This is a genomic window from Enterococcus sp. AZ067, from assembly GCF_051715005.1.
In the GTDB taxonomy this organism is placed as follows: Bacteria; Bacillota; Bacilli; order Lactobacillales; family Enterococcaceae; genus Enterococcus_D; species Enterococcus_D casseliflavus.
Map to the genome: position 1 here is coordinate 1,255,221 of NZ_JBIOSY010000001.1, position 24,901 is coordinate 1,280,121.

28 protein-coding genes and 1 other annotated feature are annotated in these 24,901 nt (G+C 43.4%); of the genes, 17 read left to right on the plus strand and 11 right to left on the minus strand.

The features are described 5' to 3' along the window. Window positions 1-120: 120 nt before the first annotated feature. A complete protein-coding gene (locus IGI82_RS05940; protein ID WP_438841871.1) occupies window positions 121-1,347 on the plus strand; it encodes a glycoside hydrolase family 3 protein in 1,227 nt (408 codons plus the stop codon). Between the two features lie 72 nt (window positions 1,348-1,419). Here the strand turns inward: IGI82_RS05940 and IGI82_RS05945 are convergent, their stop codons facing one another. From IGI82_RS05945 to IGI82_RS05990, 10 genes are all read right to left on the minus strand, one after another. Continuing rightward, on the minus strand, window positions 1,420-2,271 hold the full coding sequence (locus IGI82_RS05945; RefSeq protein WP_438841872.1) for an Rgg/GadR/MutR family transcriptional regulator: 852 nt from the start codon (window positions 2,269-2,271) through the stop codon (window positions 1,420-1,422). Window positions 2,272-2,675: 404 nt separating this feature from the next. Beyond that, window positions 2,676-2,864 (minus strand): hypothetical protein, encoded by a 189-nt coding sequence (locus IGI82_RS05950; protein ID WP_005225554.1) that lies wholly within the window; start codon window positions 2,862-2,864, stop codon window positions 2,676-2,678. Between the two features lie 124 nt (window positions 2,865-2,988). Beyond that, window positions 2,989-3,147 carry a hypothetical protein gene (locus IGI82_RS05955; protein WP_167823014.1) on the minus strand — a complete coding sequence of 53 codons (159 nt, stop codon included), beginning with the start codon at window positions 3,145-3,147 and terminating at the stop codon, window positions 2,989-2,991. A 213-nt stretch (window positions 3,148-3,360) separates the two neighbouring features. Further along, window positions 3,361-3,783: a VOC family protein gene (locus IGI82_RS05960; RefSeq protein WP_438841873.1), complete on the minus strand. Its 423-nt coding sequence runs from the start codon at window positions 3,781-3,783 to the stop codon at window positions 3,361-3,363. 103 nt (window positions 3,784-3,886) lie between these two features. Further along, window positions 3,887-4,471, minus strand: a complete 585-nt coding sequence (locus IGI82_RS05965) for an AAA family ATPase (RefSeq protein WP_288723619.1) — start codon at window positions 4,469-4,471, stop codon at window positions 3,887-3,889. An 84-nt stretch (window positions 4,472-4,555) separates the two neighbouring features. Then, window positions 4,556-4,972: a YybH family protein gene (locus tag IGI82_RS05970; protein ID WP_375818650.1), complete on the minus strand. Its 417-nt coding sequence runs from the start codon at window positions 4,970-4,972 to the stop codon at window positions 4,556-4,558. Between the two features lie 35 nt (window positions 4,973-5,007). Then, entirely contained in the window at window positions 5,008-5,379 is a 372-nt protein-coding gene (locus IGI82_RS05975) for a hypothetical protein (protein WP_074535041.1), read from the minus strand. A 226-nt stretch (window positions 5,380-5,605) separates the two neighbouring features. After that, the gene (locus tag IGI82_RS05980) at window positions 5,606-6,091 is read right to left on the minus strand and encodes a tetratricopeptide repeat protein (RefSeq protein WP_086338469.1); all 486 of its coding nucleotides are present in this window, start codon (window positions 6,089-6,091) and stop codon (window positions 5,606-5,608) included. A gap of 57 nt (window positions 6,092-6,148) precedes the next feature. Continuing rightward, window positions 6,149-6,676 carry a GNAT family N-acetyltransferase gene (locus IGI82_RS05985; RefSeq protein ID WP_438769688.1) on the minus strand — a complete coding sequence of 176 codons (528 nt, stop codon included), beginning with the start codon at window positions 6,674-6,676 and terminating at the stop codon, window positions 6,149-6,151. After that, window positions 6,663-6,911, minus strand: a complete 249-nt coding sequence (locus IGI82_RS05990; protein ID WP_438841874.1) for a hypothetical protein — start codon at window positions 6,909-6,911, stop codon at window positions 6,663-6,665. The genes IGI82_RS05985 and IGI82_RS05990 overlap by 14 nt, the downstream gene beginning before the upstream one ends. 675 nt (window positions 6,912-7,586) lie before the next feature. Further along, window positions 7,587-7,640 (plus strand) — a sequence feature (sodium ion sensor (DUF1646 type); this cis-regulatory element may regulate processes involved in with the transportation of sodium ions). 110 nt (window positions 7,641-7,750) lie between these two features. On the opposite strand from IGI82_RS05990, the gene IGI82_RS05995 reads away from it, so the two are divergent. From IGI82_RS05995 to IGI82_RS06040, 10 genes are all read left to right on the plus strand, one after another. Further along, window positions 7,751-8,083 (plus strand): hypothetical protein, encoded by a 333-nt coding sequence (locus tag IGI82_RS05995; protein WP_015509344.1) that lies wholly within the window; start codon window positions 7,751-7,753, stop codon window positions 8,081-8,083. Beyond that, window positions 8,061-10,022 (plus strand): V-type ATP synthase subunit I, encoded by a 1,962-nt coding sequence (locus IGI82_RS06000; RefSeq protein WP_413153538.1) that lies wholly within the window; start codon window positions 8,061-8,063, stop codon window positions 10,020-10,022. The genes IGI82_RS05995 and IGI82_RS06000 overlap by 23 nt, the downstream gene beginning before the upstream one ends. After that, a complete protein-coding gene (locus IGI82_RS06005; RefSeq protein WP_005225567.1) occupies window positions 10,019-10,489 on the plus strand; it encodes a V-type ATP synthase subunit K in 471 nt (156 codons plus the stop codon). The genes IGI82_RS06000 and IGI82_RS06005 overlap by 4 nt, the downstream gene beginning before the upstream one ends. A gap of 13 nt (window positions 10,490-10,502) precedes the next feature. After that, window positions 10,503-11,087, plus strand: a complete 585-nt coding sequence (locus tag IGI82_RS06010) for a hypothetical protein (protein ID WP_087627187.1) — start codon at window positions 10,503-10,505, stop codon at window positions 11,085-11,087. Between the two features lie 3 nt (window positions 11,088-11,090). Continuing rightward, complete coding sequence (locus IGI82_RS06015; protein ID WP_087627188.1) at window positions 11,091-12,077, plus strand: V-type ATPase subunit; 987 nt, start codon at window positions 11,091-11,093, stop codon at window positions 12,075-12,077. Beyond that, window positions 12,067-12,375, plus strand: a complete 309-nt coding sequence (locus IGI82_RS06020) for a V-type ATP synthase subunit F (RefSeq protein WP_005225570.1) — start codon at window positions 12,067-12,069, stop codon at window positions 12,373-12,375. The genes IGI82_RS06015 and IGI82_RS06020 overlap by 11 nt, the downstream gene beginning before the upstream one ends. A gap of 15 nt (window positions 12,376-12,390) precedes the next feature. After that, a complete protein-coding gene (locus IGI82_RS06025; protein ID WP_087627189.1) occupies window positions 12,391-14,178 on the plus strand; it encodes a V-type ATP synthase subunit A in 1,788 nt (595 codons plus the stop codon). Then, a complete protein-coding gene (locus tag IGI82_RS06030; RefSeq protein WP_325843286.1) occupies window positions 14,162-15,559 on the plus strand; it encodes a V-type ATP synthase subunit B in 1,398 nt (465 codons plus the stop codon). The genes IGI82_RS06025 and IGI82_RS06030 overlap by 17 nt, the downstream gene beginning before the upstream one ends. Further along, on the plus strand, window positions 15,540-16,169 hold the full coding sequence (locus tag IGI82_RS06035) for a V-type ATP synthase subunit D (RefSeq protein WP_010747829.1): 630 nt from the start codon (window positions 15,540-15,542) through the stop codon (window positions 16,167-16,169). The genes IGI82_RS06030 and IGI82_RS06035 overlap by 20 nt, the downstream gene beginning before the upstream one ends. Before the next feature lie 78 nt (window positions 16,170-16,247). Beyond that, window positions 16,248-17,624, plus strand: coding sequence for a TrkH family potassium uptake protein (locus IGI82_RS06040; protein ID WP_438841875.1), 1,377 nt, complete (start codon window positions 16,248-16,250; stop codon window positions 17,622-17,624). A gap of 44 nt (window positions 17,625-17,668) precedes the next feature. Here IGI82_RS06040 and IGI82_RS06045 read toward each other — a convergent pair whose 3' ends face one another. Then, window positions 17,669-18,328 (minus strand): hypothetical protein, encoded by a 660-nt coding sequence (locus tag IGI82_RS06045; RefSeq protein ID WP_438841876.1) that lies wholly within the window; start codon window positions 18,326-18,328, stop codon window positions 17,669-17,671. Window positions 18,329-18,649: 321 nt separating this feature from the next. Here IGI82_RS06045 and IGI82_RS06050 point away from each other — a divergent pair, with 321 nt between their 5' ends. From IGI82_RS06050 to IGI82_RS06075, 6 genes are all read left to right on the plus strand, one after another. Further along, complete coding sequence (locus IGI82_RS06050; protein WP_016613534.1) at window positions 18,650-19,021, plus strand: MarR family winged helix-turn-helix transcriptional regulator; 372 nt, start codon at window positions 18,650-18,652, stop codon at window positions 19,019-19,021. 171 nt (window positions 19,022-19,192) lie between these two features. After that, window positions 19,193-20,305, plus strand: a complete 1,113-nt coding sequence (locus IGI82_RS06055) for an NADH-dependent flavin oxidoreductase (protein WP_438841877.1) — start codon at window positions 19,193-19,195, stop codon at window positions 20,303-20,305. 171 nt (window positions 20,306-20,476) lie between these two features. Then, window positions 20,477-21,787: an ABC transporter substrate-binding protein gene (locus IGI82_RS06060; RefSeq protein WP_438841878.1), complete on the plus strand. Its 1,311-nt coding sequence runs from the start codon at window positions 20,477-20,479 to the stop codon at window positions 21,785-21,787. Window positions 21,788-21,817: 30 nt separating this feature from the next. Continuing rightward, window positions 21,818-22,702: a carbohydrate ABC transporter permease gene (locus IGI82_RS06065; RefSeq protein ID WP_438841879.1), complete on the plus strand. Its 885-nt coding sequence runs from the start codon at window positions 21,818-21,820 to the stop codon at window positions 22,700-22,702. A gap of 21 nt (window positions 22,703-22,723) precedes the next feature. Next, window positions 22,724-23,539: a carbohydrate ABC transporter permease gene (locus IGI82_RS06070; RefSeq protein WP_431399431.1), complete on the plus strand. Its 816-nt coding sequence runs from the start codon at window positions 22,724-22,726 to the stop codon at window positions 23,537-23,539. A 241-nt stretch (window positions 23,540-23,780) separates the two neighbouring features. Next, window positions 23,781-24,827 (plus strand): hypothetical protein, encoded by a 1,047-nt coding sequence (locus IGI82_RS06075; RefSeq protein WP_438841880.1) that lies wholly within the window; start codon window positions 23,781-23,783, stop codon window positions 24,825-24,827. Window positions 24,828-24,901: the final 74 nt, after the last annotated feature.

Below are 24,901 nucleotides of genomic sequence, written 5' to 3' on the forward strand. Positions count from 1 at the left end.
AGAACGATAACATCCATTGAAGTGAATCATCTGCGAATATTTCGTCAGTGGTTCACTTTTTTCTTTCTAAGGATTGGCTTAATCATTCTCAATAACTTGTTTAGAGGGGAAGGGGAACCTATGAATAAAAAAGGACTCGCTATGGGACTGTTTCTTTTCTTGATCTTAGTAGCAATGGGAGGGATGAAGTGGTTGATAGAACAGCAAAAACAGCAAACGGAGGAGTCAGCCGTGATCCAGCAAATCAGCTCGAGGGACGAAACAAAGGAAGAAAGCAGGGAAAGTCAGGAAACCACCTCAGTTTCCACGTCAACTTCTGTTTCAACTTCCGCGCAAGAACAGTCAGAAGAGGCAATAGCAGAAAAAATCGCTACGATGAGTTTGGAGGAAAAGGTCGGGCAATTGTTTTTTGTCCGTGTACCTGAAAGCAATCAAATCGAAGAGCTTCAAAAGTATCACTTTGGTGGCTATCTGTTATTCGGCCGTGATACCGAAAATGAGACGGCGGAGAGCTTAAAAAACAAAATTGCAGATTACCAAGCAGCCAGCGCCATTCCGCTGTTGATCGGTATGGATGAAGAAGGGGGAACAGTGAGTCGCATCAGCCGCAATCCAAACCTTACGGATCAGCGTTTTCTCTCACCACAACAGCTGTATGCTCAAGGTGGATGGTCGGCGATCGAAGAAGATACAGCAAAGAAAGCGGAAATTTTAAAAGCGTATGGCATCAATGCCGGGCTGTTTCCCGTTGCCGATGTTTCCACTGATCCGCAGTCCTTTATCTACGACCGAACCATTGGCATGGATGCGCAGGGCACGAGTGCATTTGTAGAACGTGTGGTTCATGTTTTACAGAAACACCACGTTGGGTCAACCTTGAAGCATTTTACTGGTTATGGCAACAATCGTGACTCGCATGTCGAAATCGTCACCGATGACCGCCCGCTATCTGCATTGCGGGAAACGGATTTTCTGCCTTTTGCCGCAGGGATCAAAGCTGGTGCCGATAGTATTTTGGTCGCCCATACGATCGTCCATAGTATCGATGAGACCGTACCCGCCTCTATTTCAAAACCCGTGCATGAGCTGCTGCGAAATGAATTGCATTTTGAAGGGGTCATCATGACGGATGACTTGGATATGGCAGGACTTTCTGAGTTCATTCCGCAAAAAGAAGCCGCATTACAGGCGTTGCAGGCGGGAAATGATCTAGTGATCTCATCTACCTACCAAGAACAGATTCCTTTTGTGGTACAAGCGGTTGAAGATGGCCGCTATTTAGAAGCTGATTTGAATGCTTCTGTCAAACGGGTCTTGCTCTGGAAAGAAGCATTGCATGTACTTTAAGAAAAAAATAAACCTGCTGTTTCCTCCGTGTAAGAGAGTCGTTCTCTTACTGAGAGGAAGCAGCAGGTTTTTTTAGATACTCTGAGCCAGTGCCTCTAATTCTTTGGCAAAGGCTTCTTGCCCAATAAAACGCAGATAATCCAATGCTTTTTCAATCGTGGCCATTCCCAGCGTACGATCTCCTTGAAACAAGGCGTAAATGCCTTCGAAATAACGAATCATCAAGCGGATACGATCATTGTCCGGCGGCAGGTGATCGGCTAGATACGTCAGCACATGCGCCAACTCGGCAGGTTTTTTGCGATCGATAAACAAGAAAGCCGCATTCGTCAGCAATTTTGTGTAGATTTGATAATTGATACTTAACGCATTGCTGTAAAAAATTTTTTTATTCAGGTGTTCCATTTGATACAAGATGTACTCGTCAGAAAAGAGGAAGAGCAGATTGGTAAATAAGGAGATTTCAAATTTTCCCCACGTGTCGATGCGTTCCAAGTATTTCTTGATGGTCGCTTCGATGATGCACCGTTCTTCCTCGTCGGTAACCACGCCTTTTTTCTCTAAAATCAAAAAGAATTGACTATACAGGACATAATAGAAGAAATCCTTCGTGGTTTTATACAGCGCTTGGGCTTTGTTAATCAAAGAGAGGACTTCAGAATACTTGCTTTCATAGTAAGCGGTGGTCAACTGTTTGGATAGCTGCTTTTTCTCGCTGACTTGATTGTCATCCAAGCGATACTCAAATTCCTCCAAAGTGACATTTAAGCGGTCCAAATACTGGTGCAAAATATCAAAGGCGATGCGGTGCCCTTTTTGTTCAAAGGTTGCCAGTGTACTGCGTTCTGAAATGTTCTCAACCAATTTTCGCTGTGAGATATTTCGTTCCGTTCGTAACTCTTTTAACAAGTCATTGGCCTTCAAAAAATCCCTCCTAAAAAAAGTGGACGGAAAAATAGTCCAAATATGTTACAGCTTTATTTTGCGGGTAAACTTGAAGAAAGTCAATTAAAGGAGGAGAAATGGATGTTTGATTTTTTTAGTTTTCCCTGGGAAGTTGTAGAACTAATGGCTAACGTTTTTTCTTTCTTCAAATAATCGATCCTTTGTGATTGGTTAGCAATTGATTTTTTAACAGGAAAAAAGTATAAGTGGTTTCACGTAATAAGTTACTGTTCATTCGCGCATTCAAACGCCCTCTCCCCAAACAGCTTACCCTGTCAAGGTGCGTAGGTCTGCCGAATCCCTTTTAAAAAAGGAGCAAACACAACAGCGAGTGATTGCTCTTTTTTTGTTGGTCAAAAAACCTGCATACGGCATCCCAACAGTCAGTTTTGTTTTTTCTTGAACATTGGTTCATTCGGATCAGAATAGTAATCAGGATTGAATTCATCATCGATCGATACCCCGAAAAGAGAGACGAGACTGGGAAGAACCCCAATCACGCCGAGGACGACGGCAACTGGAAGGTAGAACTTTTTGCGCTTGTACCACGGAAGCTGCGATTTCTTTTCCATAGGAAATCCTCCTTTTCGCTTAGTGTAACATGTTCTCAAGTCGGTGTGAATAAATATGGTGTTGATAAAATTTCGTTTGGGGGATGTGTATCATTCGTTACACTGATTTAGGAATTGTATAGGATCAGTTGTAGATGATCATGGCAGAATAGCCGTAAAAACTTGGGCGATACTGAATCTCAACAATTTTTAAACCATTATCCTGAATAAAGTCTAAATACTGGTTGACTTTATTCTCAAAGGATTTTTCAGAAAAACCACTTGAAATTATTTTTACGTTCATTACGTCACTCCTTTTATTAAGATAAAACCATTATATATTTGAACAGAATTAAAAACAATGAAAGTATTCAAAATAAATAAACCGTGTTCTTTTTATTTGTTTTATATGAGTAATAATTCTCTTTGTGTTATAAGAATATATGTATTAGATAGCTGGTAATACAAAGAGAAAAAGAACCGAGTAAGAAAGCCATCCTTCTTACTCGGTTCCTTTTTATTGTAAGTAATCCTTGGTTTGGTCCATCAAGGTTTGAAAGTCTGATTCGTTTTTTCTTATCGCCTCTGTTAGGGTAAACAAATAACCGTGGGGGTCTTTGATGGTCATTTCAAAGGCATTCCAAGGCTTTTCCATCAAAGGTTCCACGATCCACTTTTCGGGAATTTTCTGAGCGATATTCTGAAGATCAATCATCGCTACATTCAAAATTGCCCCATCGCCAACAGTGAACGAGTCTGCGGCAATCAGCATCAAATCTTGGTAGTCAGCAAGACGCAGATGGTCCATCGTCACTTGATTTTCTTGATTGCGAAACTGATACAATGACTGGAACCCCAAGATTTCTGCAAACCATTTTGATGATTGTTCAATATCTTTTGTCTTCAATTGATAAAACATTGGCATAACATAAACTTTCATTTTGACACCTCCTCTTAATTAGAGGATACCGCTTGACGCAGCGTCAAAGTCAATAGACATTTTCGTATTGAAGCAAATCTTGAGAATGGCGTTTCTTTGGCACTTAAGTCAAGGAAAAATGGGCAATAATTGTTTGACTCACTTCATCAGGTGATAAGTGGGTATTGTTGATTTTCAGCGAAGGAATCGTTGGAAAAAGGGTAGTTAATTCCTGTGGCAGGCTTTCTAAACGATAGTTTTCAAACGAAGACAAAAGCTCGTTTCTAGAAAAAGCCAGCGCTCTTTTTGACGGCTTTGCGGCTAAACGGTCCTCATGGCAATTGCGCTTTAAGCGTTCCTCAATATCAGCCACTAATTCGATAAAATAGACCTTTTGCTGGGCATCGGTAAATAGTTGGGCGATCTCTTGTAAAAAAGCTAAATCTCCCGCTTGATCGAAATCAATCAAGACCGTAAAAATGATTGATTTTGTCGTATTATTGGCTTCATTTTGAACAAAGGCTTTGAAGAGTTCGATCCGTGTTTGATTAGACAAAGCGAATGCTGCGGGGCTATAGCCAAGAAAGTTCGCAAAAAGATCAATGGTCTGGTGATTGAATAAAAGCTTTGCATCCAATCGTTTTTCCAGTTCTTTTCCCACAGTCATTTTCCCTGCGGCTTGTGCGCCAATCAAGACGATCAATGACATCACAACACATCCTTTTTATCAATCGTAACAAAGGTGGTTTGCAATGTAAATCAGTTCTTGTGATCGTTTAAATCATGACGTAGGCTAGGGGGTAACTGAGGAGCTTAAGTGTTCGTGGACCAAAACCCAGTTTCCTTCGATCTTTTCAAAAACATTTGTGGCTCTACCCGAGCCTTCAATAAATTCTTCATTCAGAAAACCTTCATAGTGATACGTATAAAGACAGACTGCGGATTGAGCAGATTTGTGGAGCCATTGCACATCTGAAATATGATAATGTTCGTCTTTGATTAAGTCCCAAGCATTCTCAAAATACTGGCAAATTTCCGTAGGTGTTCGACAGGTTGCATCAGAAAAGTAATAGATCGCCTGTTTTCCAATGAATGGCTGGACTTGACGAAAATCGTGGGTATTGGTTGCTTGAATATAGCCTTCAAGAGCTTGTTCCGGTGTGTGGATACGCGCACTTCCTTTCGCAAATGGATAAGGATAGTGTATCAAGGAAACCGAAAACTGTGAACCCTTCTTCTCACTGACTATGTAAATAAGAAACGTCGGAACTTCTCCGACAATGGGAAGAAGACCATGCAGCACAAAAGCACAGTCTGGAACAACAAAATGACTAGTAGATTGATCGTTTCAAATCGTGAATAAAGATAGAAGTGGATCAGCCATTCGAAGACATTGACAAAGACTAAATAAAGGTAATGCGCTTTTTTGACCTTGCAGTTTTTTAACCAATAATAGCTTAAGTAATAATCTAGCAAGATCATCAATAATAGAAAAAGTTTACTGAAAGCCGTCAGATTGTCATGCTGCGAGGCGAGTTTTTGAAAAAACAGCAAAAGGGTTGGTGTCGGAATATAAATGATCAATAAGGATAGGAAAAAATAGACAATAAAGGGCATAGTCATTCCTCCAATCTGTTATTAAAAAAACATAGATAAACTAACAGATTTATTGAGAGCCGTCAACTGGTTTTTTATCGAAAAATTCGATAATGATGGGTAGCGTTGCTTGGAGGAAAAGGTTCAAAGGACAGTCGGTGGTAGCAAAGGATGATCGCGAGATATCCAAAAGAAAGACTCCCTTTTACGAGAAAAGGGAGCGGAGGAGCTGCTTCATAGGGTATATTTATGCCCATGTCTCATTGAGTTTATCCGCATAAAACAAAAGTGCCTGTCGGTAAGACTGGATGTCTGGATCGCTAGAGGTTTCGGCAAGCAGGGTCAATAATCGTTTAGTGGCTTGCTCATACTCGGCGAGATTAAACAGTGTCATGGCATAGAAGGTTTGCAAAGCATGATTTTTTGGAAATAGCTTCATCGCTTGTAAAAACACGTCTTCGGCTTTTTGATAATTGCCGAGGGCACGATAGGTGCTGCCTAGACCTAGGTAGGCATCTGGCAAGTCGTTTTCTGATAACCCTAACGCGATTGCTTGTTCATAATAAGGAATTGCCTGTTGTTCTTCCCCTAAAAGATCATAACTCCAAGCCGTTTGGTACTGCACAAAGGCATCTTGGGGATTTTCGGCAGCTAATTGAATCAATTGTTCATTTGATTGTTGCAGTTTTTTTTCAGCCCGAAGTTGGATCGCAGCAGCTAGTCGTTCATTCATTGGTTGGAAGCTCCTTTTCAAATAGTAGAAAATGACTTAGATAACTTGCAAGCATAGCTAAGGGGAAAGATCTGCCCAGCTTTCACCTGCAAAAGAAAAACCGCATGCTTCATACAGCTTGTAGGCTGGCTGGTTTTCAACCGTTACTACCAGGTAAAGGTGAGTGAGTCCCATGCCTTTTGCTCGTTGGATCACTTCCTTCATCAGCAACTTGGATAAGCCGTTGCCTTTAAAGGCTGCGCCCATAACGACAAATAATAGCAGGGGAAGCTCTTGAAACGTGCTGGTTACTACGGCACCGATAGGATGATCATCCTTTTGTAACTGAAAAGAAAGCCCTGGAATCAAGGGACCGTATTTTCCGTCAGCGGTCTCTCTCAGCTCTCTTTGCCAGTCAGCAAGCGATTCCCCTTCGTCATCTGTCGTTTCATGATAGGCGGAATAAAAAAGCTCTGCGACATTTCGAGAATTCGGGAGAAAAGGCTCAAAAGAAAGGGCGGATTCTTGTGAAGTTTTGGGGGCATGTTGTAAGTCACAAGCCATAATGATTCGTTTCATAGAAGCACTCCTCTCAGCTCGTTTCATTTATTATAGCAGAGCCAAGCTTTTTCACGCTTTTTTTTCTAATAAAAGCCCAGATCCAACGAATTCCTTCGTAGATTGCAGTGAAGACAGCTACCAGAAACAAAAACGACATGTAGTGGATCAAAAAAGCGAGCTGAAACCATAAGCCATAGACCATCGGCAGGACGACAAGCAGACAAAGAACCAATTCGATGTTTCGCTTTCTTCTAATTTGAAACCAACGTTCATCTGACATCCTTTTTTCCTCCTGTTCATTCTTTACACACACACTTCGTTAAATCTCCATCTTTATATAAAATAATCGATAGAGTTGCGATATTTTGATTAAAAAACTAGAAAATTGATTTATTTTTTGGTAATCTTGAAGATAAGATTAGAAATAGCTGTTGTTTTTTATTTTGACTGATTTTCCCACGAAAGACAAGGTGAACACAATGGAAAGAAAACCGATGTATTTAAAAAATGGGCTTCCTTTAACAATGGAACCAGGTAAAATTTACACATGCCTTTATCGAGGCGGTTATTTCATTTGTGAAGAAAAGGGCCAACCGCTGCCACCGATAAAAAGAGAAGCGAAATAAGCGAACTTCTCACTTAAGATTTGTCAGGGATCGAATGGGTTGTTGGAACTGTTATCTCCTTTTGGGTACCAATCAAATGATGTCTAGCATTTTCAAAAAATCTCAACGTTCTTCATTCATACCATTCTAAGTCTTAAATTGATTTTGACCGATTTCAATTTAGTAAGAACAATCCGATCCCTGGCAAATGTTAGGTGGAAAGTTGGGTAGGTAGCAAGTGAATCAGTAATAGGTGAAAAGCACTTTTTTCTCACAAAAGATGATTTCACTTGAATAGAACGCCGTTTTTTGCTATAATAGTTCAGGAATTGAAAAATAAAATAGACAAAGGTTGAGCATTTTTTATGCTTCAAGGATCAGGTTTGCCAAGGGGTGAGGCAAACATTCTTGGAGGAATGCTGGCCTTTTTTCATATCAGCATACTTCTTCGTGAGGTATGCTTTTTTTGTTTATTTTTCAGTTGAGAATACAAATCATTATAGGAGGGGAATCGATGAGAGAAGCTTTGACTCGTTTACGAGAAGCAGAAGAAGCCAATGAACAGCAATTGCGCGCTTTGAAAAAAGAATTGCAGTCGGAAGAAGCACAGCAGCAACAAGCATTGCAAGAGCGATCAGCCGCTTTGGAAGAGGCGCTTGCTCAAGAACAAGCAACAATCGAAGAGCAGTTGCAACAGTCACTAGCAGCACAAAAGCAGCAGCTGGCAAAAGAGAACCAGCAAGTGTTAGATCGTTACCAAAAAAATATGCAAAGCTTCCAAGAACAAGCGGTTCAACAGATCGTTGAAGGAGTGATCGGGACTTATGGCAGTAACCAAACTAAATAAACTAACGTTGATCACCCCGAAGCACTACCAAGAAAGGTTATTGACGAAGCTGCAAACGATGCAGTTTGTTGAAATCGAGAACGTATTTGAGCAGGAAGCGAACGAAACTTGGCTGCGGGAATTTTTTGCAGGAGCCACCCCAGAAGGTGCTTCTCATCAACCAATGATTCGTCGACTGCAAGAAGCGATCCGCTTTATTCGTCAAAATGGTGATGCGAAAAAAGGCACGGAATGGCAACGAGATGCCTTGCGGCTGTCGGACTTTGAAACAAGCTTCGATGAAGCAGCAGCATTAACGGAGCTGGTTGAAGTCGAGAATTTGCAGGAGCGCTGGGTAGAGACGATCGAAGCGATCGAAGCAGCGACGCAGTCGGAAGAATGGGCGACACAATGGCAAAATCTTGACGTACCCTTGGAGATCGAAGCGCCTGCACATACAAGTTTTTTTGCTGGGAGTGTCGAAGGTCCACGCTGGGAAGATCTAGCTGAAGCCTTGCGTCAATTGGAAGAGGTTCATATCGAAGTGATCTATTCTGAACCCAAAAAAGTCAATTTCAGCTGCCTGTTTTTAACAGCGATCGAAGAGCAAGTGTTCCAATTGTTTCACCGATATGGGGTGAAGAAAGAAACTGGCCTGACATCCGAATCACCAAAAGTGGTTTTGCAAAATACGAAACAAGCCTTGACTTCCTTGACGCAGCAGCGCAAAGAACTGATTACAGAAATCAGTCAGCACAAACAACGGCTGATCCTGCTGCAGCAAGCGGAAGAACTGTTTTTGACTCGTGAGAATCGGGCAATGATGCAACAGCGCTTAGCAGCTGGTCAGACCTTTGCCCTCTTGCGCGGCTGGATCGAAGAAAAGGATCAGCCGTTAGTGGCGGAAATGATCCAAGAATCCTTTGCCAACGAGATTTACTATTCATTTGAAGAACCCACTGCAGAGGAGATCGCTGCCAATCAAGTGCCAACGAAGCTAAAAAACGCCTCGTTTATTCAACCCTTTGAAATGTTGACGGAAATGTACAGCTTGCCAAAATACGATGAGATCGATCCAACCCCATGGATGACGCCTTTTTACTATGTTTTCTTTGGTATGATGGTGGCTGACTTAGGTTATGGTGCATTAATGGCTGTCGCGACCACGATTGGGCTACACGCCTTGCGTTTGCCCAAAGGGACCAAACGGTTTCTGAAATTGTTCCAGATTTTGTCTGTGCCAACTATGATTTGGGGCGCAATCTACGGCTCCTTCTTTGGTGCTACATTGCCCTTCCAACTTTTATCGCCCTCCGAAGATTTTATGGCGATCTTTGGTCTATCCATGATTTTTGGTGGCATCCAACTGTTTACAGGCCTTTATTTAGCAGCCAAAGAAAATATCCGCAAAAAGGATCTTTTAGGTGCAGTCAACGAAGGTTTTGCGTGGCTAGGACTTTTGAGTGGTCTTTTAGTGGCAGCCGCAGGCAATCTTTTGATCGATGTCCCAGCACTAACAACCGTCGGCTTGATTTTAGCAGGCTTTAGTGCCTTATTGATCATCGTGGTACCAATTCTTAAAGGGAAAACCAAAGTGGGCGGCTTCTTTTTAGGCTTGTATGACTTGTACGGTGTGACCAGTTACATCGGCGACTTTGTCAGCTATAGCCGCTTGATGGCATTAGGGATCTCTGGTGGGAGTATCGCAGCAGCCTTCAACTTATTGGTGGGCTATTTGCCGCCAGCCGCTCGTTTTTCTGTGGGCATTCTCTTATTGGTTGTCCTACAAGCTTTAAACATCTTTTTATCGTTACTGAGTGCGTATGTGCATGCCGCTCGTTTACAATATGTAGAGTTTTTCGGAAAATTTTTCACTGGTGGGGGGCGCCAATTTGAAACCTTTAAGCCAAGTGAGAAATACGTTGATTTTGATAAAGAAAATGGAGGAGACAATAAATGATTGATTACTTAATTAATAACAATGGTGGTATGGTGTTTGCAATTATCGGAATGGGGATCGCTACGATCTTTTCTGGGATCGGTTCAGCCAAAGGGGTGGGCCAAACTGGTGAAGCAGCGGCAGCCTTAACGACGAATCAGCCGGAGAAGTTTGGACAAGCCTTGATTTTACAATTGCTTCCCGGAACGCAAGGACTTTACGGATTCGTTATTGCGTTTATGATCTATGGTAGCTTAAGTGGTGAAATGTCGACAGTGACTGGTATGGCGTACTTGATGGCCTCACTGCCAGTTGCCTTTACTGGCTTATTCTCAGGAATGGCCCAAGGGAAGGTCGCTGCAGCTGGGATTCAAATTTTAGCGAAGAAACCAGAGCATTTCTTTAAAGGAGTCATGTTCTCAGTAATGGTTGAGATGTATGCCATCTTAGGCTTTGTTATTTCTTTCTTACTTTTAGGAACGATTTAAAGGGGGCGAAGGTATGGATGCAATCGACAAAATGATTGCTGAACTAGACCAAGAAGCGCAGACAAAACGGGAACGTTTGGCTGCCGCTGAACGTGCTAGGATCAGTGAAACGATGGCACGTGACTGGGCGAAAAAAGAGTCGGACTTGCAGCTTCGTGCCCAGCAAGCAAAAAAGCAAGCCGAAAAAAATTATCAGCAAGCGCTGAATCGCCAAGCAAGTGCCGCTAAGCAGCAGCAAATGGTGAAACAAAACGAATACCTGACACAACTTTTTGAGCAAGCGTATCAACAAATGGTTGCCTGGACGCCAGAAGAGCTGCAGTCATTTGCTGAAAATGTGCTGCAACAGCTGCCGATCAGCGGGACGGTGACCTTCCACGCTGGTCCTGAGCAAGCAGCCCATCTAGATGCCGCTTGGCTTACGTCTTGTCAATCAAAACTACCGTATCAAATCAAAGCAGGCGCACCATTGTCAGAAGCAGGCTTTTTGGTGGATGACAACGGCATTCAATACAATTTTACCTATCAGGTTTTGCTTGATGAATACAAGAAAGAAACCCGGGAACGGTGGTTGCAGATCATACAACAAGGAGGTTGATCCATGAGGAACTATCATCAATTGAATCCAATCATTCGGCTGAAAGAGATGACGTTGCTAAAGCCGCAAGAAGTCGAGCAAATGATTGCGGCACAAGGGTTTGCTGAAGTCGAAGCTGTCTTGCAGCAGACCCATTATCAACGCTATTTGAAGCCAGATTTTCATGAACGATTCGAAACCTATCTCGATGAAGAATTGTTAAAGACGATCAAAGAATTGGCCGAGCTGGTTCCTGATCAAGAGATCCTCCGACTGTATATGATGCCTTTTACTTTCCATAATCTAAAAGTCTTGACCAAAGAGTCAGTCACTGGAAAAGATTATGATCATCTACTGATCGAAGATGGTTTTTACACGATCGATGAGTGTCGGACCGCCATCAAAACGGGAACCTCAGAGGTATTGCCTGAGAAAATCGTGACTACGATCCAAGAAGTGCGGGAGTACTTAGAAGGCGGCGCCGTGCTGCAAGGCATCGATATCATTTACGATCGCCGGTATTTACATGAACAACGGCGACTGGCAGATGAAATCAAGATCCCTGAGCTACAAGAAGCTGTCATCAAGATGATCGATCTGACCAATATAACGATTGCCGCTCGTTGTGTACTTCAAAAACGATCGCGTAGTTTTATGGAGGCAGTCTTAGTGAGTGTCGGCAGTATCCCGAAAGAAGAATTTTTAGCGTTTGCGGATGCGTCCTATAGTGACTTTTTAGCCTTCTTATTAGAAAGTGATTATCAGGAAGTGTTGCGGCCTTTGATTCATGAACAGGTGATCGACTTTGCTGGCTTGGCACTTTTACAAGACAATTTGATCACAGAAAGCTATGGTCAAGCTCAAACGGATGCTTTAGGACCACTGCCTTTACTCGCATTTTTGAATGCTAAGGTTTTGGAACTGCAAAATCTGCGTATCTTGCTGGTAGGCAAACGCAGCGGCTTTACGGAAGAACAACTCAGAGAAAGGATGCGGCACTATGACTCATAAAATCGGCGTGATCGGCGAGAAAGAATCCGTCATTCCTTTTCAACTATTTGGCTTTCAGGTCTGCTATGCCTCGGAAGAAAAAGAAGTGAAGCAGGCGCTGGCAAAATTAATGAAGAACAGTACGATCATCTACCTGACTGAAAAATGTGCAGAGCTGATTCCCGATGAATTAGCAAAAGTCCAACAAAAAATGACACCTGCAGTCATCTTGATCCCTGATTACGATGGTTCCCGAGGAATCGGCAAACGAATGATTCAAGAAAATGTCGAAAAAGCAGTTGGACAAAACATACTATAGAGAGGAGCCGATGTTGTGGAAAAAGGAACAATTATTAAAGTATCCGGTCCATTGGTGTTAGCCAAAAATATGGGCCATGCAAGTTTAGAAGATATCTGTTATGTAGGAGATTTAGGCGTGGTCGGTGAGATCATCGAAATGCGCGGCGACGTCGCTTCGATCCAAGTCTATGAAGAAACGTCCGGGATCGGACCTGGTGAACCAGTCGAAACCACCGGTGAACCGCTATCCGTCGAATTGGCGCCTGGGATCATGTCACAAATGTTTGATGGCATCCAACGTCCCTTAGAAACCTTCATGTCTGTCACCCAAAGTAACTTCTTGACGCGTGGGGTGCAATTGCCTGCGTTGGATCATGAGAAAAAGTGGCCTTTTGTACCGACTGTGGAAGTCGGCGCGGCAGTCAGTACCGGGATGGTCATCGGCACCGTGCAAGAAACACCATTGATCAATCACAAGATCATGGTTCCTCATGGCGTTTCAGGAACAGTCAAGGCTGTTTATGCGGGGGAATTTACGATCGATGAAACGATTTATATTTTAGATACACCCAAAGGAGAACGGTCTTTCACGATGCTGCAAAAATGGCCCGTTCGTCATAGTCGTCCTGTAAAGCAAAAACTGAATCCAGTCGAACCAATGATTACTGGCCAGCGAGTGATCGACACCTTCTTTCCAATCGCTAAAGGCGGGGCGTCAGCCGTTCCAGGACCTTTTGGTGCAGGGAAAACTGTCGTTCAGCACCAAATCGCCAAATGGGCGGATGTCGACCTGGTCGTCTATGTCGGCTGCGGCGAACGCGGCAATGAAATGACCGATGTAATGAACGAGTTTCCAGAGTTGATCGACCCTCGTAGTGGTGAATCTTTAATGGCGAGAACCGTGTTGATCGCTAACACCTCCAATATGCCGGTAGCCGCTCGGGAAGCGTCGATTTATACTGGGATCACGATTGCGGAATACTTCCGAGACATGGGGTATTCAGTGGCGATCATGGCGGATTCCACCTCACGTTGGGCAGAAGCACTGCGAGAAATGTCTGGTCGTCTGGAAGAAATGCCTGGGGATGAAGGGTATCCAGCTTACTTAGGCAGCCGCTTGGCAGAGTATTATGAGCGTTCTGGAAAAGCGATTTGCTTAGGTTCAGATCAAGAAGGCAGTATCACTGCCATCAGCGCCGTTTCACCATCAGGCGGCGATATTTCAGAACCAGTTACCCAAAATACGTTGCGGGTCGTTAAAGTCTTTTGGGGCTTAGATGCCACCTTAGCGCAAAAGCGTCATTTTCCATCGATCGATTGGTTGAAGAGCTATTCTTTATACGAAAATGAATTGGGTGCCTTTTTGGACCAACAAATGCAAGTGGATTGGTCCAAACAAGTAACAGAAGCCATGCGGATGCTGCAAAAAGAATCTGAGTTGTCAGAGATCGTTCGACTTGTCGGCATCGACGCTTTGTCCGAAAAAGATCAGTTATTGCTGGAAACCACCAAATCATTGAGAGAAGATTTCTTGCAGCAAAACGCTTTTGACGACGTCGATACGTTTACCTCTCGTGAAAAGCAGTTCAAAATGCTGGAAACGATCTTGCTGCTCCACAAAGAAGCGGAAGATGCTTTGACACTAGGTGCGTATCTTTCAGAAATCTATGCAGGAACCGAAGAATTGCGAGACAAAGTGGCACGTATGAAGTACTTGCCTGAAACGGAATTAGCAAAAATTCCTGCTCTGCATCAAGAGATCAAAGCAACGATGAAAGAAATTTTACAGAAAGGAGACCGCACCGATGATCAAGGAATATAAAACGATTGGAGAAGTCGTCGGACCATTGATGGCCGTCGATCGCGTCTCCGGTGTCAAATACGAAGAGTTGATCGAAGTCCGCATGCAAAACGGCGAAACGCGGCAAGGACAAGTACTGGAGATCCAAGAAGACAAAGCGTTGGTCCAAATTTTTGAAGGAACCGGCGGGATCAATTTGCGGGAATCTGCGGTGCGTTTCTTAGGACATCCTTTGGAATTAGGCGTTTCCGAGCAAATGATCGGGCGAGTCTTTGACGGCTTAGGTCGGGTCAAAGATGGCGGAGTAGAGATCGTCCCAGAAAAATTTATGGACATCAACGGCGAAGTGATCAATCCAGCAGCGCGGGATTATCCTGATGAGTTTATTCAAACGGGGATCTCATCGATCGACCACTTGAATACGCTCGTTCGGGGACAAAAACTGCCGATTTTTTCTGGTTCTGGTCTGCCTCATAAAGAATTGGCTTCGCAAATTGCGCGTCAAGCACAAGTGTTGAACTCGGAAGACGATTTCGCTGTTGTGTTTGCTGGCATCGGGATTACCTTTGAAGAAGCAGAATATTTCATGGAAGATTTTCGTCAAACTGGCGCCATCGACCATTCTGTCGTCTTTATGAATCTAGCCAATGACCCAGCGATCGAGCGGATCGCTACTCCCCGAATGGCACTGACGGCAGCCGAATACTTGGCTTATGAAAAGGGCATGCATGTCTTGGTGATCATGACGGATATGACCAACTACTGTGAAGCTTTGCGGGAGATTTCCTCTGCTCGTCGTGAAGTGCCAGGACGTCGGGGTTATCCTGGGTATCTTTATACCAATCTATCCACGTTATATGAACGTGCGGGACGGATTCGCGGCTTGAAAGGTTCAGTGACCCAGCTGCCGATTTTGACCATGCCAGAAGATGACAAAACCCATCCGATTCCCGATTTGACAGGCTATATCACCGAAGGACAAATCATCTTGTCTCGAGATTTGTATAAAAACGGCATCCAGCCGCCCATCGATGTCTTGCCGTCATTGTCACGGTTAAAAGATAAAGGGACCGGTGAAGGCAAAACACGTAAAGACCATGCCGCAACAATGAACCAGTTGTTTTCTGCCTATGCTCAAGGAAAGCAAGCCAAGGAATTGGCAGTCGTTTTAGGAGAATCGGCATTGTCGGAAGTAGATAAAACCTATGCCAAATTTGCGGAACGCTTCGAAAATGAATACTTGAACCAAGGGTATCGCACCAACCGCTCGATTATCGAAACCTTGGAATTAGGCTGGGAATTATTGGCGATGCTGCCAAAAGTCGAGCTGAAGCGGATCAGCGATGCCTTACTGGCGGAATACTTACCGGGAGAGGAGAAAAATGGCGCAAAAAACCGTTAATCCAACCCGCATGGAGCTGTCGCGCCTCAGCAAACAATTGGCGACAGCCAAACGCGGACACAAATTATTAAAAGACAAACAAGACGAACTCATGCGTCAATTTATTGAATTGATCAAAAAGAATGACCGCTTGCGTAAAGAAGTCGAAGAACAATTGCAGCGTGCCATGAAGGCATTTCGCTTAGCCAATGCCACGATCAATGAAAAATACATTGAAGAAATGTTTATTTTACCAGCAACTGAAGTCTCCCTTGAGTTATCCACGAAAAATATCATGAGTGTGGAAGTGCCGGTGATGCATTTTGATTACGACGATACGGTGATGCAAGCGCCGATCGAGTACGGCTTTTTGAATTCCAATGTTCCGTTAGATAATGCTGTCGCCCGTTTTACCGACGTTATGCCGAAGCTATTGGAGCTAACGGAAATCGAAAAGACCTGTCAATTGATGGCAGGGGAAATCGAACGGACGCGCCGACGCGTCAATGCCCTAGAATATTTGACGATTCCCGAGCTGGAAGAAGCCATTTATGGAATCAAAATGCGGCTGGAAGAAAATGAACGAGCAAACGTAACAAGAATGATCAAAGTGAAGAATAAATCAAAATAAAATGGTATGATAAGAGAAAAAACAAATGCAATAAACTTGGATTACTAAGACATTGGTTTTTGCAAAAGGTCAAAGGTAATGAAAATGAAAAAAAGAAATCGTTTGAAAAAAAAGCTGGCATCGCAACGCTTTTTGATTCCGCAGATCGTCACTCTGGTCTTCGTTTTGCTGATATTGGCAGGAACTGGCTTGCTAATGCTGCCGGCTGTCACCCAAAGTGGTGAAGGCACCAACTTTTTAGATGCGCTGTTTACTGCCACATCGGCTGTTTGCGTGACGGGTCTTTCGACCTTGACCGTAGCCGATCATTACAACCTGTGGGGCCAAGGGATCTTGCTGATGCTGATTGAGATCGGTGGGATCGGCTTCATGTCGATTCCCGTCTTCTTTTACATCTTGGCGAGAAAAAGAGTCCATCTTAGTACTCGGATGATTTTGCGGGAATCATTGAATCTGGACCGAATGTCTGGAGAGATCCATTTGGCATGGTACCTGATTCGGATCGCCTTTTTGATCCAAGTCAGTGGGATCATCTTGCTGGCTTTTGCATTCGTGCCCCGTTTTGGTTGGGAGCAAGGCCTTTGGTACAGTGTTTTTCATGCGATCTCGGCCTTTTGTAATGCTGGGTTTGATTTGTTCGGCAACAGCATGGTAGGGTTTCAAAACGACCCATTTGTGCTGGGGGTCATCAGTTTCTTGATCATCGCAGGTGGTCTGGGATTTCTCGTTTGGTTCGATCTCCTGCATACGGCGTCCAAAAAACGGTCCCTGCATAGCCGCTTGGCATGGATCGCTATGATCGTTTTGGTAGTTTCTGGAACGGCAGGGTTCTTTTTGACCGAAGCCAATTCACAGTTGATCACGGGTGATTCGGTCATCGAACGTTTTTTCCAATACCTCTTCTTAGCGGTCACCCCAAGAACCGCTGGGTTTTTCAGTATTGATTACGGACAAATGAGTCAAGCAGGCTTGATGCTGACGATGATTTTAATGTATATCGGCGGCACCTCTGGATCAACTGCTGGGGGATTGAAGACAACGACATTTGCGGTCTTGATCATCAAGATCCGCAGCTTATTGAAAGGGCGCAGTCGAGCGGAAGTTTTTGGTCGCACGATCAAAGAATCTGCTGTATCGCGTGCCTTTACGTTGTTCTTCCTTACCTTGACGTTATGCTTCGTAGCCATTTTCTTATTGTCGATCACTGAGAGTATGCCGCAAACCCCAAACTTTGGGTTGCCAACCATTGCCTTTGAAGTTTTTTCCGCTTTTGGAACGGTGGGGTTGACCATGGGGTTGACGCCTTACTTGTCGGTTTTTGGCAAACTTTTGATCATTTTTTTGATGTTCATTGGTCGAGTCGGCATCATGACCGTTGCTTTTTCATTGATGAAAAAAGCCAACAAACAAGAAGCTGGCTACAAATATCCTGATGAAACCGTGATGATCGGGTAACGAAACAGGGAAACGAAGCACGCTTCGTTTCCCTTTTTTTTCGTTTATTGAAGTACTTCTAACATCACATCTCGTTGGTCATCGCTGACATTCCCCGCATAGTTCGGCGTGATCAAAGATAGACCACCCTCCTTATTTGTAAATAGGTACAGGTTGTGGCTAAAATCAGGATTTCCATTGGAAGTGATCCCTTTTGCAAAGGTCAATTGAGTGTTCACTTTTACGGTGCGAATCCCATTGTCATTTGCTGAAAAGATGCGAATCTCTTTTGTTGAGATCGTATCGACTTGTGCTTCATAGCTTGTACTGTCGTCGATCGAAATGATCAATGGGCTCGTATTTTGAATCGTGACAGCATCTGGAACATTGACGCCATGGAAATAAAACGTCAGTGAAGGGCCATATTGGGAAAGATCAACGGCATATGGAAACTCGTTGGTGGATACTGAGCTTGCTGTCGTTTGCGTTGCGTCAGAGTGGTCCGTCGATTGCTGGCTTGAGGTTGAAGTTTCTGAAGTAGAGGTTGACGCTAAGGAGCTGCTTTCAGTCGTTTGCATCGTCGTGCTTTGCTTGCTTTCAGTAGATACAAGACTCTGACTTAGCTCGCTGGTTGATTGCGCGGTATCTTTTTCGTTGTTACAGCCTGTCAAAAGCCCCAAACTGACGAGCGTCAGTGTGCCAATCAAAGAAAATATTTTTTTCATTGTTTACTTCATCCTTTCCTTAGAATACTAAAGCATCTAAAACAAGCAAACTATTGTGTCGAAATGCACAATTTTGCTGACATAGCGTTTAAATATTCTTTAATGTTAAAGATATTGTAATCCAGCACACTGAAAAAGAATAGGAAGTTTTTGCTGAATTTTTCGTCAATTCTATCATAAAATATTCATTAACGTCCGCAGCAGCTGGCTAGTTTTGTATAATAAAGTTTCAGCCATAGTGGCGAAGCTTTCTGGCGGCTTGCGTAACGCAGGGATCTAGATTAAAATACCTTGGTATAGGAGAATGGGGTGGTGAAGAGGATGGAAAAAGAACGGATGGGCCAATGGTTAGCCTTCACGAATCAGCATCAAGCGATCGAAGCTCGCTTGGAACAAGCCCTCAAAGCAGAAAGCAATCTGTCTTTGAATGAGTATTACGTGCTTTATTACTTAGAAAAGACCCCCAATCATAGCATGCGCCTCAACGATTTGATCGCCCATTTTGATTTGAGTCAAAGTGCGATGTCACGCATGATCATGCGCATGGAAGACAACCTGTGTGGTGTGATCGAACGGCATTCTTGTCAAGAGGATAAGCGGGGGATCTATATTGATTTGACCCAATCAGGGGAAAAGAAACTGCAGCGCTCAAAAGTCGTTTTTGAAAAAGTCTTGGAGGAAATGCTAGACTAAAGATGTTTTCACTTGTTTTCTCCTTGATTCTTTTGTAATATAGATGCATGTGCATGTATATTTTGGCAAAAGAGAAAAAAATGCACCGATTTGCTTTAAGGATCTCCTTAGGTAACCAAGCCAGTCAGATTTACAAAGCGAAATGAATCCAATGGAAAAGGTGGGAAACCCATGCGAAATGTAACAGACAAAGCAACATTTAAGCGCGGATTACAGTTGAAAAATCGAATCATTATGGCACCAATGACGACCAAGATGTCCTTCTTTGATGGGGTGATTACGAAAGATGAGTTGGCTTACTATGGCTTACGCTCTGGGGAAGTCGGAGCAGTCATCACAGCGGCAGCCAATGTCCAAGAAGATGGCAAGGGCTGGGAAGGGGAATTAGGCGCTTATGACGATGCCTTTTTACCTGGATTAAGCAAATTAGCCAGCACCATCAAAACAAATGGGACCAAAGCCATTTTACAGATTTTTCATGCCGGTCGGATGACGGATGACTCAGTTCTACGAGGCACACAACCCATATCCGCCAGCGCGGTTGCAGCTGAACGACCAAATGCCCAAGTTCCCCGAGAAGTTACGGTGGATGAGATATTAGCGATTATTGAAAACTTTAAAAAAGCTACCGAACGGGCGATCAAGGCGGGGTTTGATGGCGTAGAACTCCACGGAGCCAATACGTATTTGATTCAACAATTCTTTTCTCCTCACTCAAATCGTCGATCCGATGAATGGGGTGGCTCACTAGAGAACCGTTATCGTTTTATTGAGAAGCTCGTCGATGAAGTATTGGAAACAGTAGACCAATCAGGTGTGAAGGAGTTTATCGTCGGTTATCGGTTTTCACCGGAAGAATTCGAAGAACCAGGGATTCGCTTTGAAGATACGTTGTTCTTAGTGGACCAACTGGCAGAAAAAGGATTAGACTATCTGCACATTTCTCTTGCGGATTATACCCGTAAATCGATTTCAAAAGCGTATCAAGAAAAATCGATGTTGGCGTATATCTATGAAAAAATCGCTCAGCGGGTTCCTTTGATTGGTGTAGGGGATGTCCGAACATCGAAAGATGCCGCGGGCTTGCTAGAACATGCAGACTTTGTAGCAGTGGGCCGGGCATTGTTGATCGATCCTCATTGGGGACAAAAAGTCTTAGACGGTCAAGATGAATTGATCCGCACCACGGTTTCTACTTACGAACGTGAGGAACTCGTATTACAAAACGGCGTTTGGGGTTTTATGGAAAACATGATGCCAGATCGCCTAAATGAAGAAAAATAAGCAGACAACCACCTTTGCCTTGGGCGAAGGTGGTTTTTTGGTAAAACGAGAGGAACGATCCAATTATTTTCAATTATGAACATCATTCTTTATAATTGGTGTAATGGTAAGCGCTTACTTTATTTTTATGCTATCGGGGGATGAGGAGAGAATCATATTGGAGGGAGAAAAATGAAAAAAAGTAGCTTGTTCTTGCTAGTAATTGTCACAGGGGTGTTGTTCGCTGGTTGTGGAGGAAATCAAGAAACAGCAGATTCACAAGATTTTGCCAGTACAGATGAGAATACGCTAACTGTTTGGGCTTGGGACACAAATTTTAATATTCCAATTATGGAAAAAGCCGGGGAATATTACAATGCGGACAATGACGCAATCGACCTTAATGCCGTCGAGATGTCCAACGAGGATACCAAGCAAAAAATGGTTTCATCCTTTACTTCAGGGGTCTCCGAAGGTTTGCCTGACATCGTTTTGATGGATGACTATGACGTGCAGAACTATTTGCTGAACTACGAAGGAAAATTTGCAGAATTATCGGAAGACATTGACTTTGACCAATTTGCTCCTTACAAAGTAACGAATGCGACCTATCAAGAAGGCGTTTATGCGGTTCCTTTTGATTCAGGTTCTGCTGGACTCTACTACCGCAAAGATTATTTAAGTGAAGCGGGGATCGATGAAAGTGAACTCACCAATCTAACCTGGTCCAAATTTGTGGAGATTGGTGAGACAGTCAAAGAAAAAACGGGGAAATGGTTCGTCGCGTTTATTCCAAATCGCGGCACTCATTATATCCAGATGGCGATGCAGTCAGCCGGATTATGGTATTTTGATGAAGACGGAAACATATTCTTGAAAGACAATCCTGCTATTCGTGAAATGCTGCCGCTCCTGAAGACGATCGAAGAAAAAGAGTTGGCAAAACCAGTAGATTATTTTGCGCCAGAAGGGATCGGTGCAGTGACGAGTGGAGAAGTGGCAGCAGTCAATTCAGCCATCTGGTTTTCAGCGACGATCCGCTCCGCAGAAGATCAAAAAGGAAAATGGGGCTATACGAATCTTCCTCAATTAGAGACAGTGTCTGGAGCGACACCTTACTCGAACTTGGGTGGTTCTAGCTGGTTGGTGCTCAATGACTCACCAAATAAAGCGTTGGCCATTGATTTTCTTAAACAAGAATTTGCTGGGAATGATGAATTCTATCAAGAGATTTTAGTAGAAAATGGGGCAGTGGGGACTTACCTACCCTCACAAGAAGGAGAAGCTTATCAATATGAAGATCCTTTCTTTAATGACGCCCCAATCTATAAAGATTTTTCCAGTTGGATGGCGGACATCCCCGCCGTTGATTACGGGGTAAATACCCAAGCGGCAGTGGATGCCTTGCGTGGGGGAATGCAAAGCTATTTTGATGGTACCATGTCCTTAGAGGATATGTTGACGGAAGCAGAAAACACCTACAAGATGCAAGTCGGCGAATAGCCGACTTGTGTTGCTTAAGGAGTGATGAATATGCAAAATACGATCAGAAAAAAGCGCCCCAAAAACCAACAAGTCTGGGGATTTATTGGCCTTTCTTTAGTATTCAGTAGTGTCTTTTTGCTGTATCCCATCGTCTATTCCTTATACCTTTCCCTGCATCGTATGCAGGGACTGCAATCGGTTTTTGTCGGCTTCGGCAATTACCTGCGCATGCTGCAGGATACGATTTTTCAAAAAGCCTTACTCAATAATTTTATCTTTCTGATCTTTCAAGTACCAATCATGGTGTTATTGGGTCTTCTGCTAGCGTTTGTTTTGAACACGCCGAAGCTTGTAGGACGCTCCTTCTTTAAATTGGCGTTGTTTCTACCCTGTGTCACCTCGCTGGTTTCCTATGCAGTTTTATTTAAAATGATGTTTCAAATTGGCGGGATCGTTAATCAAGGGCTGTTGAACATTGGCTTGATCACGCAACCGCTAGATTGGCTAAATAATCCGCTTCTAGCAAAACTGACCGTTATTATTGCCCTGTGCTGGCGTTGGACAGGCTATAACATGATTTTTTATTTGGCAGGATTGCAAAATATCTCGGATGACACTTTAGAAGCTGCTGCGATCGATGGGGCGAATGGGTTTCAAAAGTTCTTTTTCGTAGTGATCCCGCAGCTGAAGCCGGTGATCGTTTTCACAACCATCACCTCCACCATTGGGACGATCCAACTCTTTGATGAAGTGGTGAATCTAACAGGTGGTGGCCCATCCAATGGGACGTTGACTGTCGCCCAACTGATCTATAACCACTCCTTTGTCTATACGTCAAATTTTGGGTATTCGGCTACGCTGTCGTGGGTCTTAGTGATCATCATTGCTCTTTTATCTGTGATCCAGTTGAAACTCGCGAAAACGAATCAATAAAAGCGATAGAAAGGAGCAGCTATGAAAGTTACTTTAAGTGGATGCATAAAATATGGTTTTTTACTGATCATCTCGTTTTTTTCGATTTTTCCGTTTTACTGGATGATGGTGGGCTCTACCAATACCGCTAATCAAGTTGCCGAAGGGAAGCTGACTTTTGGGAATCAGCTAGCAAGCAATTTTCAGGTGCTGTTCAGCAATTACGACATCCCATTGATCATGTGGAATTCCATCAAGGTTTCATTGATCACCGTCCTCGTCAGTCTACTGGTCACTTCTTTGGCTGCCTTTGGATTTGAGAAGTTTCGAACGCGGGCGAGTGAAGGGATTTATGCGGTTTTTCTGTTATGTATGATGGTGCCGCTGGCAACTTTGGTGATCCCTTTGTTTAAGATGATGGCAGGAATGCAGCTAGTCAATCAGCACGTGGCGGTCATTTTGCCATTGGTCAATAACCTGTTTCTGATTTTCTTTTTTCGCCAGAACTTCAAGTCTTTCCCTGACGGTATTTTAGATGCGAGTCGCATCGAGGGGGCAACAGAGTACACGATATTTTTCCGAATCGTTTTTCCTATGATGCGCTCGACATATGCTGCCGCTGCCATCTACGCCTTTATGAACGCATGGAACAGTTATTTGCTACCTTTGGTCTTTTTGCAAACGGAAAGTCGTCAAACCATGACATTGCTGATTTCCAATTTATCGTCAGCCAGTTACGTACCAAATTATGGCGTTCAAATGCTGGCGATCGTGATTGCAACGATCCCAACGTTGGTATTGTTTTTGTTTATGCAAAAAGGTTTTGTGAAAGGCATGACCGGTTCTTTGAAACTGTAAGTATCAATAACCAGCTTTGCTACTTTTCCATAAGGTTGGGGAAGGCTTGACGTAGGGGATGAAATAGCTTTCCCCAGATAAAAAACAATTGCCTTGAGAGGCATTATTTTAATAAATAGTCAAACAATTCAGAATCATTCATTTTTCTTACAAAAAGATAGCGCAAGTCGAGTTGATTGATAAAAAAACAATCAGTTGTTAGACTTAATTCAGGTTAAAAAAACAAAAAGGGGATGTAATGATGAAAAGAGGATTTAAAAATTATTTAGGTTCAGATGAGCGGGAGGCAGGCTATAATTTGTCTTGGGGGTCTATCTTTGCAGGAGTTGTAACATTTATCGCGTTGTTCATGACACTGTCAATGATTGGCTCAGCAATCGGTTTTGGTATGGTGGAACCAACCTCTAATAACCCATTAGATGGTGTGGGTACAGGATTATTGATTTGGACAGTGATCACCTTCGTCTTGGCATTATTCGGCGCTGGTTTTGTTTCTGGTGTTGCTGCTCGACGTGTCGGATTGGTTCATGGTTTCTTAACATGGGCAACAAGTATGATCGTGATGATGGTTATGCTCTCTTACTTAACGATCGGTGCTTTTTCTGTAGTCGGTTCACTTCTAGGAAACGTTGCTTCTGCTGTCGGTAGTGGTGTTGAAACAGTGGCATCTGGTGCTGGCGATGTTGCTTCAAAAGCCTTCGATGAAATAACAGGAAACATGGAAGACGTCAATACAGATGAATTACAAGCGAACGTCAATGATGTTTTACAAGATACCGATGTTCCTGAATTGCAACCAGACTATTTGCAAAATCAATTGTCTGATGCGACAAACGACATCAAAGATGCCGGCAAAGACATTGCAACCAATCCAAATGATGCTGATAAAATCATTGATGATTTAGCAAGCAAATTACAAGATCGTGCTACAACGATCGGTGATTCAGTGGATGAAGAAGCAATTTCAAATGCGGTCGCTCAAAATACTGATTTAAGCCAACAAGAAGCAGAAGAAGCAACCAATAACATTGTCACTGGTTTGCAAGATGCTTCTGATGAAGCGCAAAAACAAATCGAAAATGCACAACAAAATCTTGAACAAGCCAAACAAGACATTGACCAAGCAGTGGAAGACGCTCGTCAAAAAGCGGAAGAAGCAAGTGATGCAACAGCCAAAGCATCCATTTGGGGCTTTGTGGCAATGGTCTTAGGACTCGTTCTTACGTCAATCGGTGGGTTGGTGGGTGCAAACTTAGTCAAAACTGCTGACCACGAAAATCGTATCTAATTCATCTCTCACAAAGAGAGTTAGTGATCCATAAACCATTGAACAGCGTTCTGCCAAAGACTCAAATGGCAGCA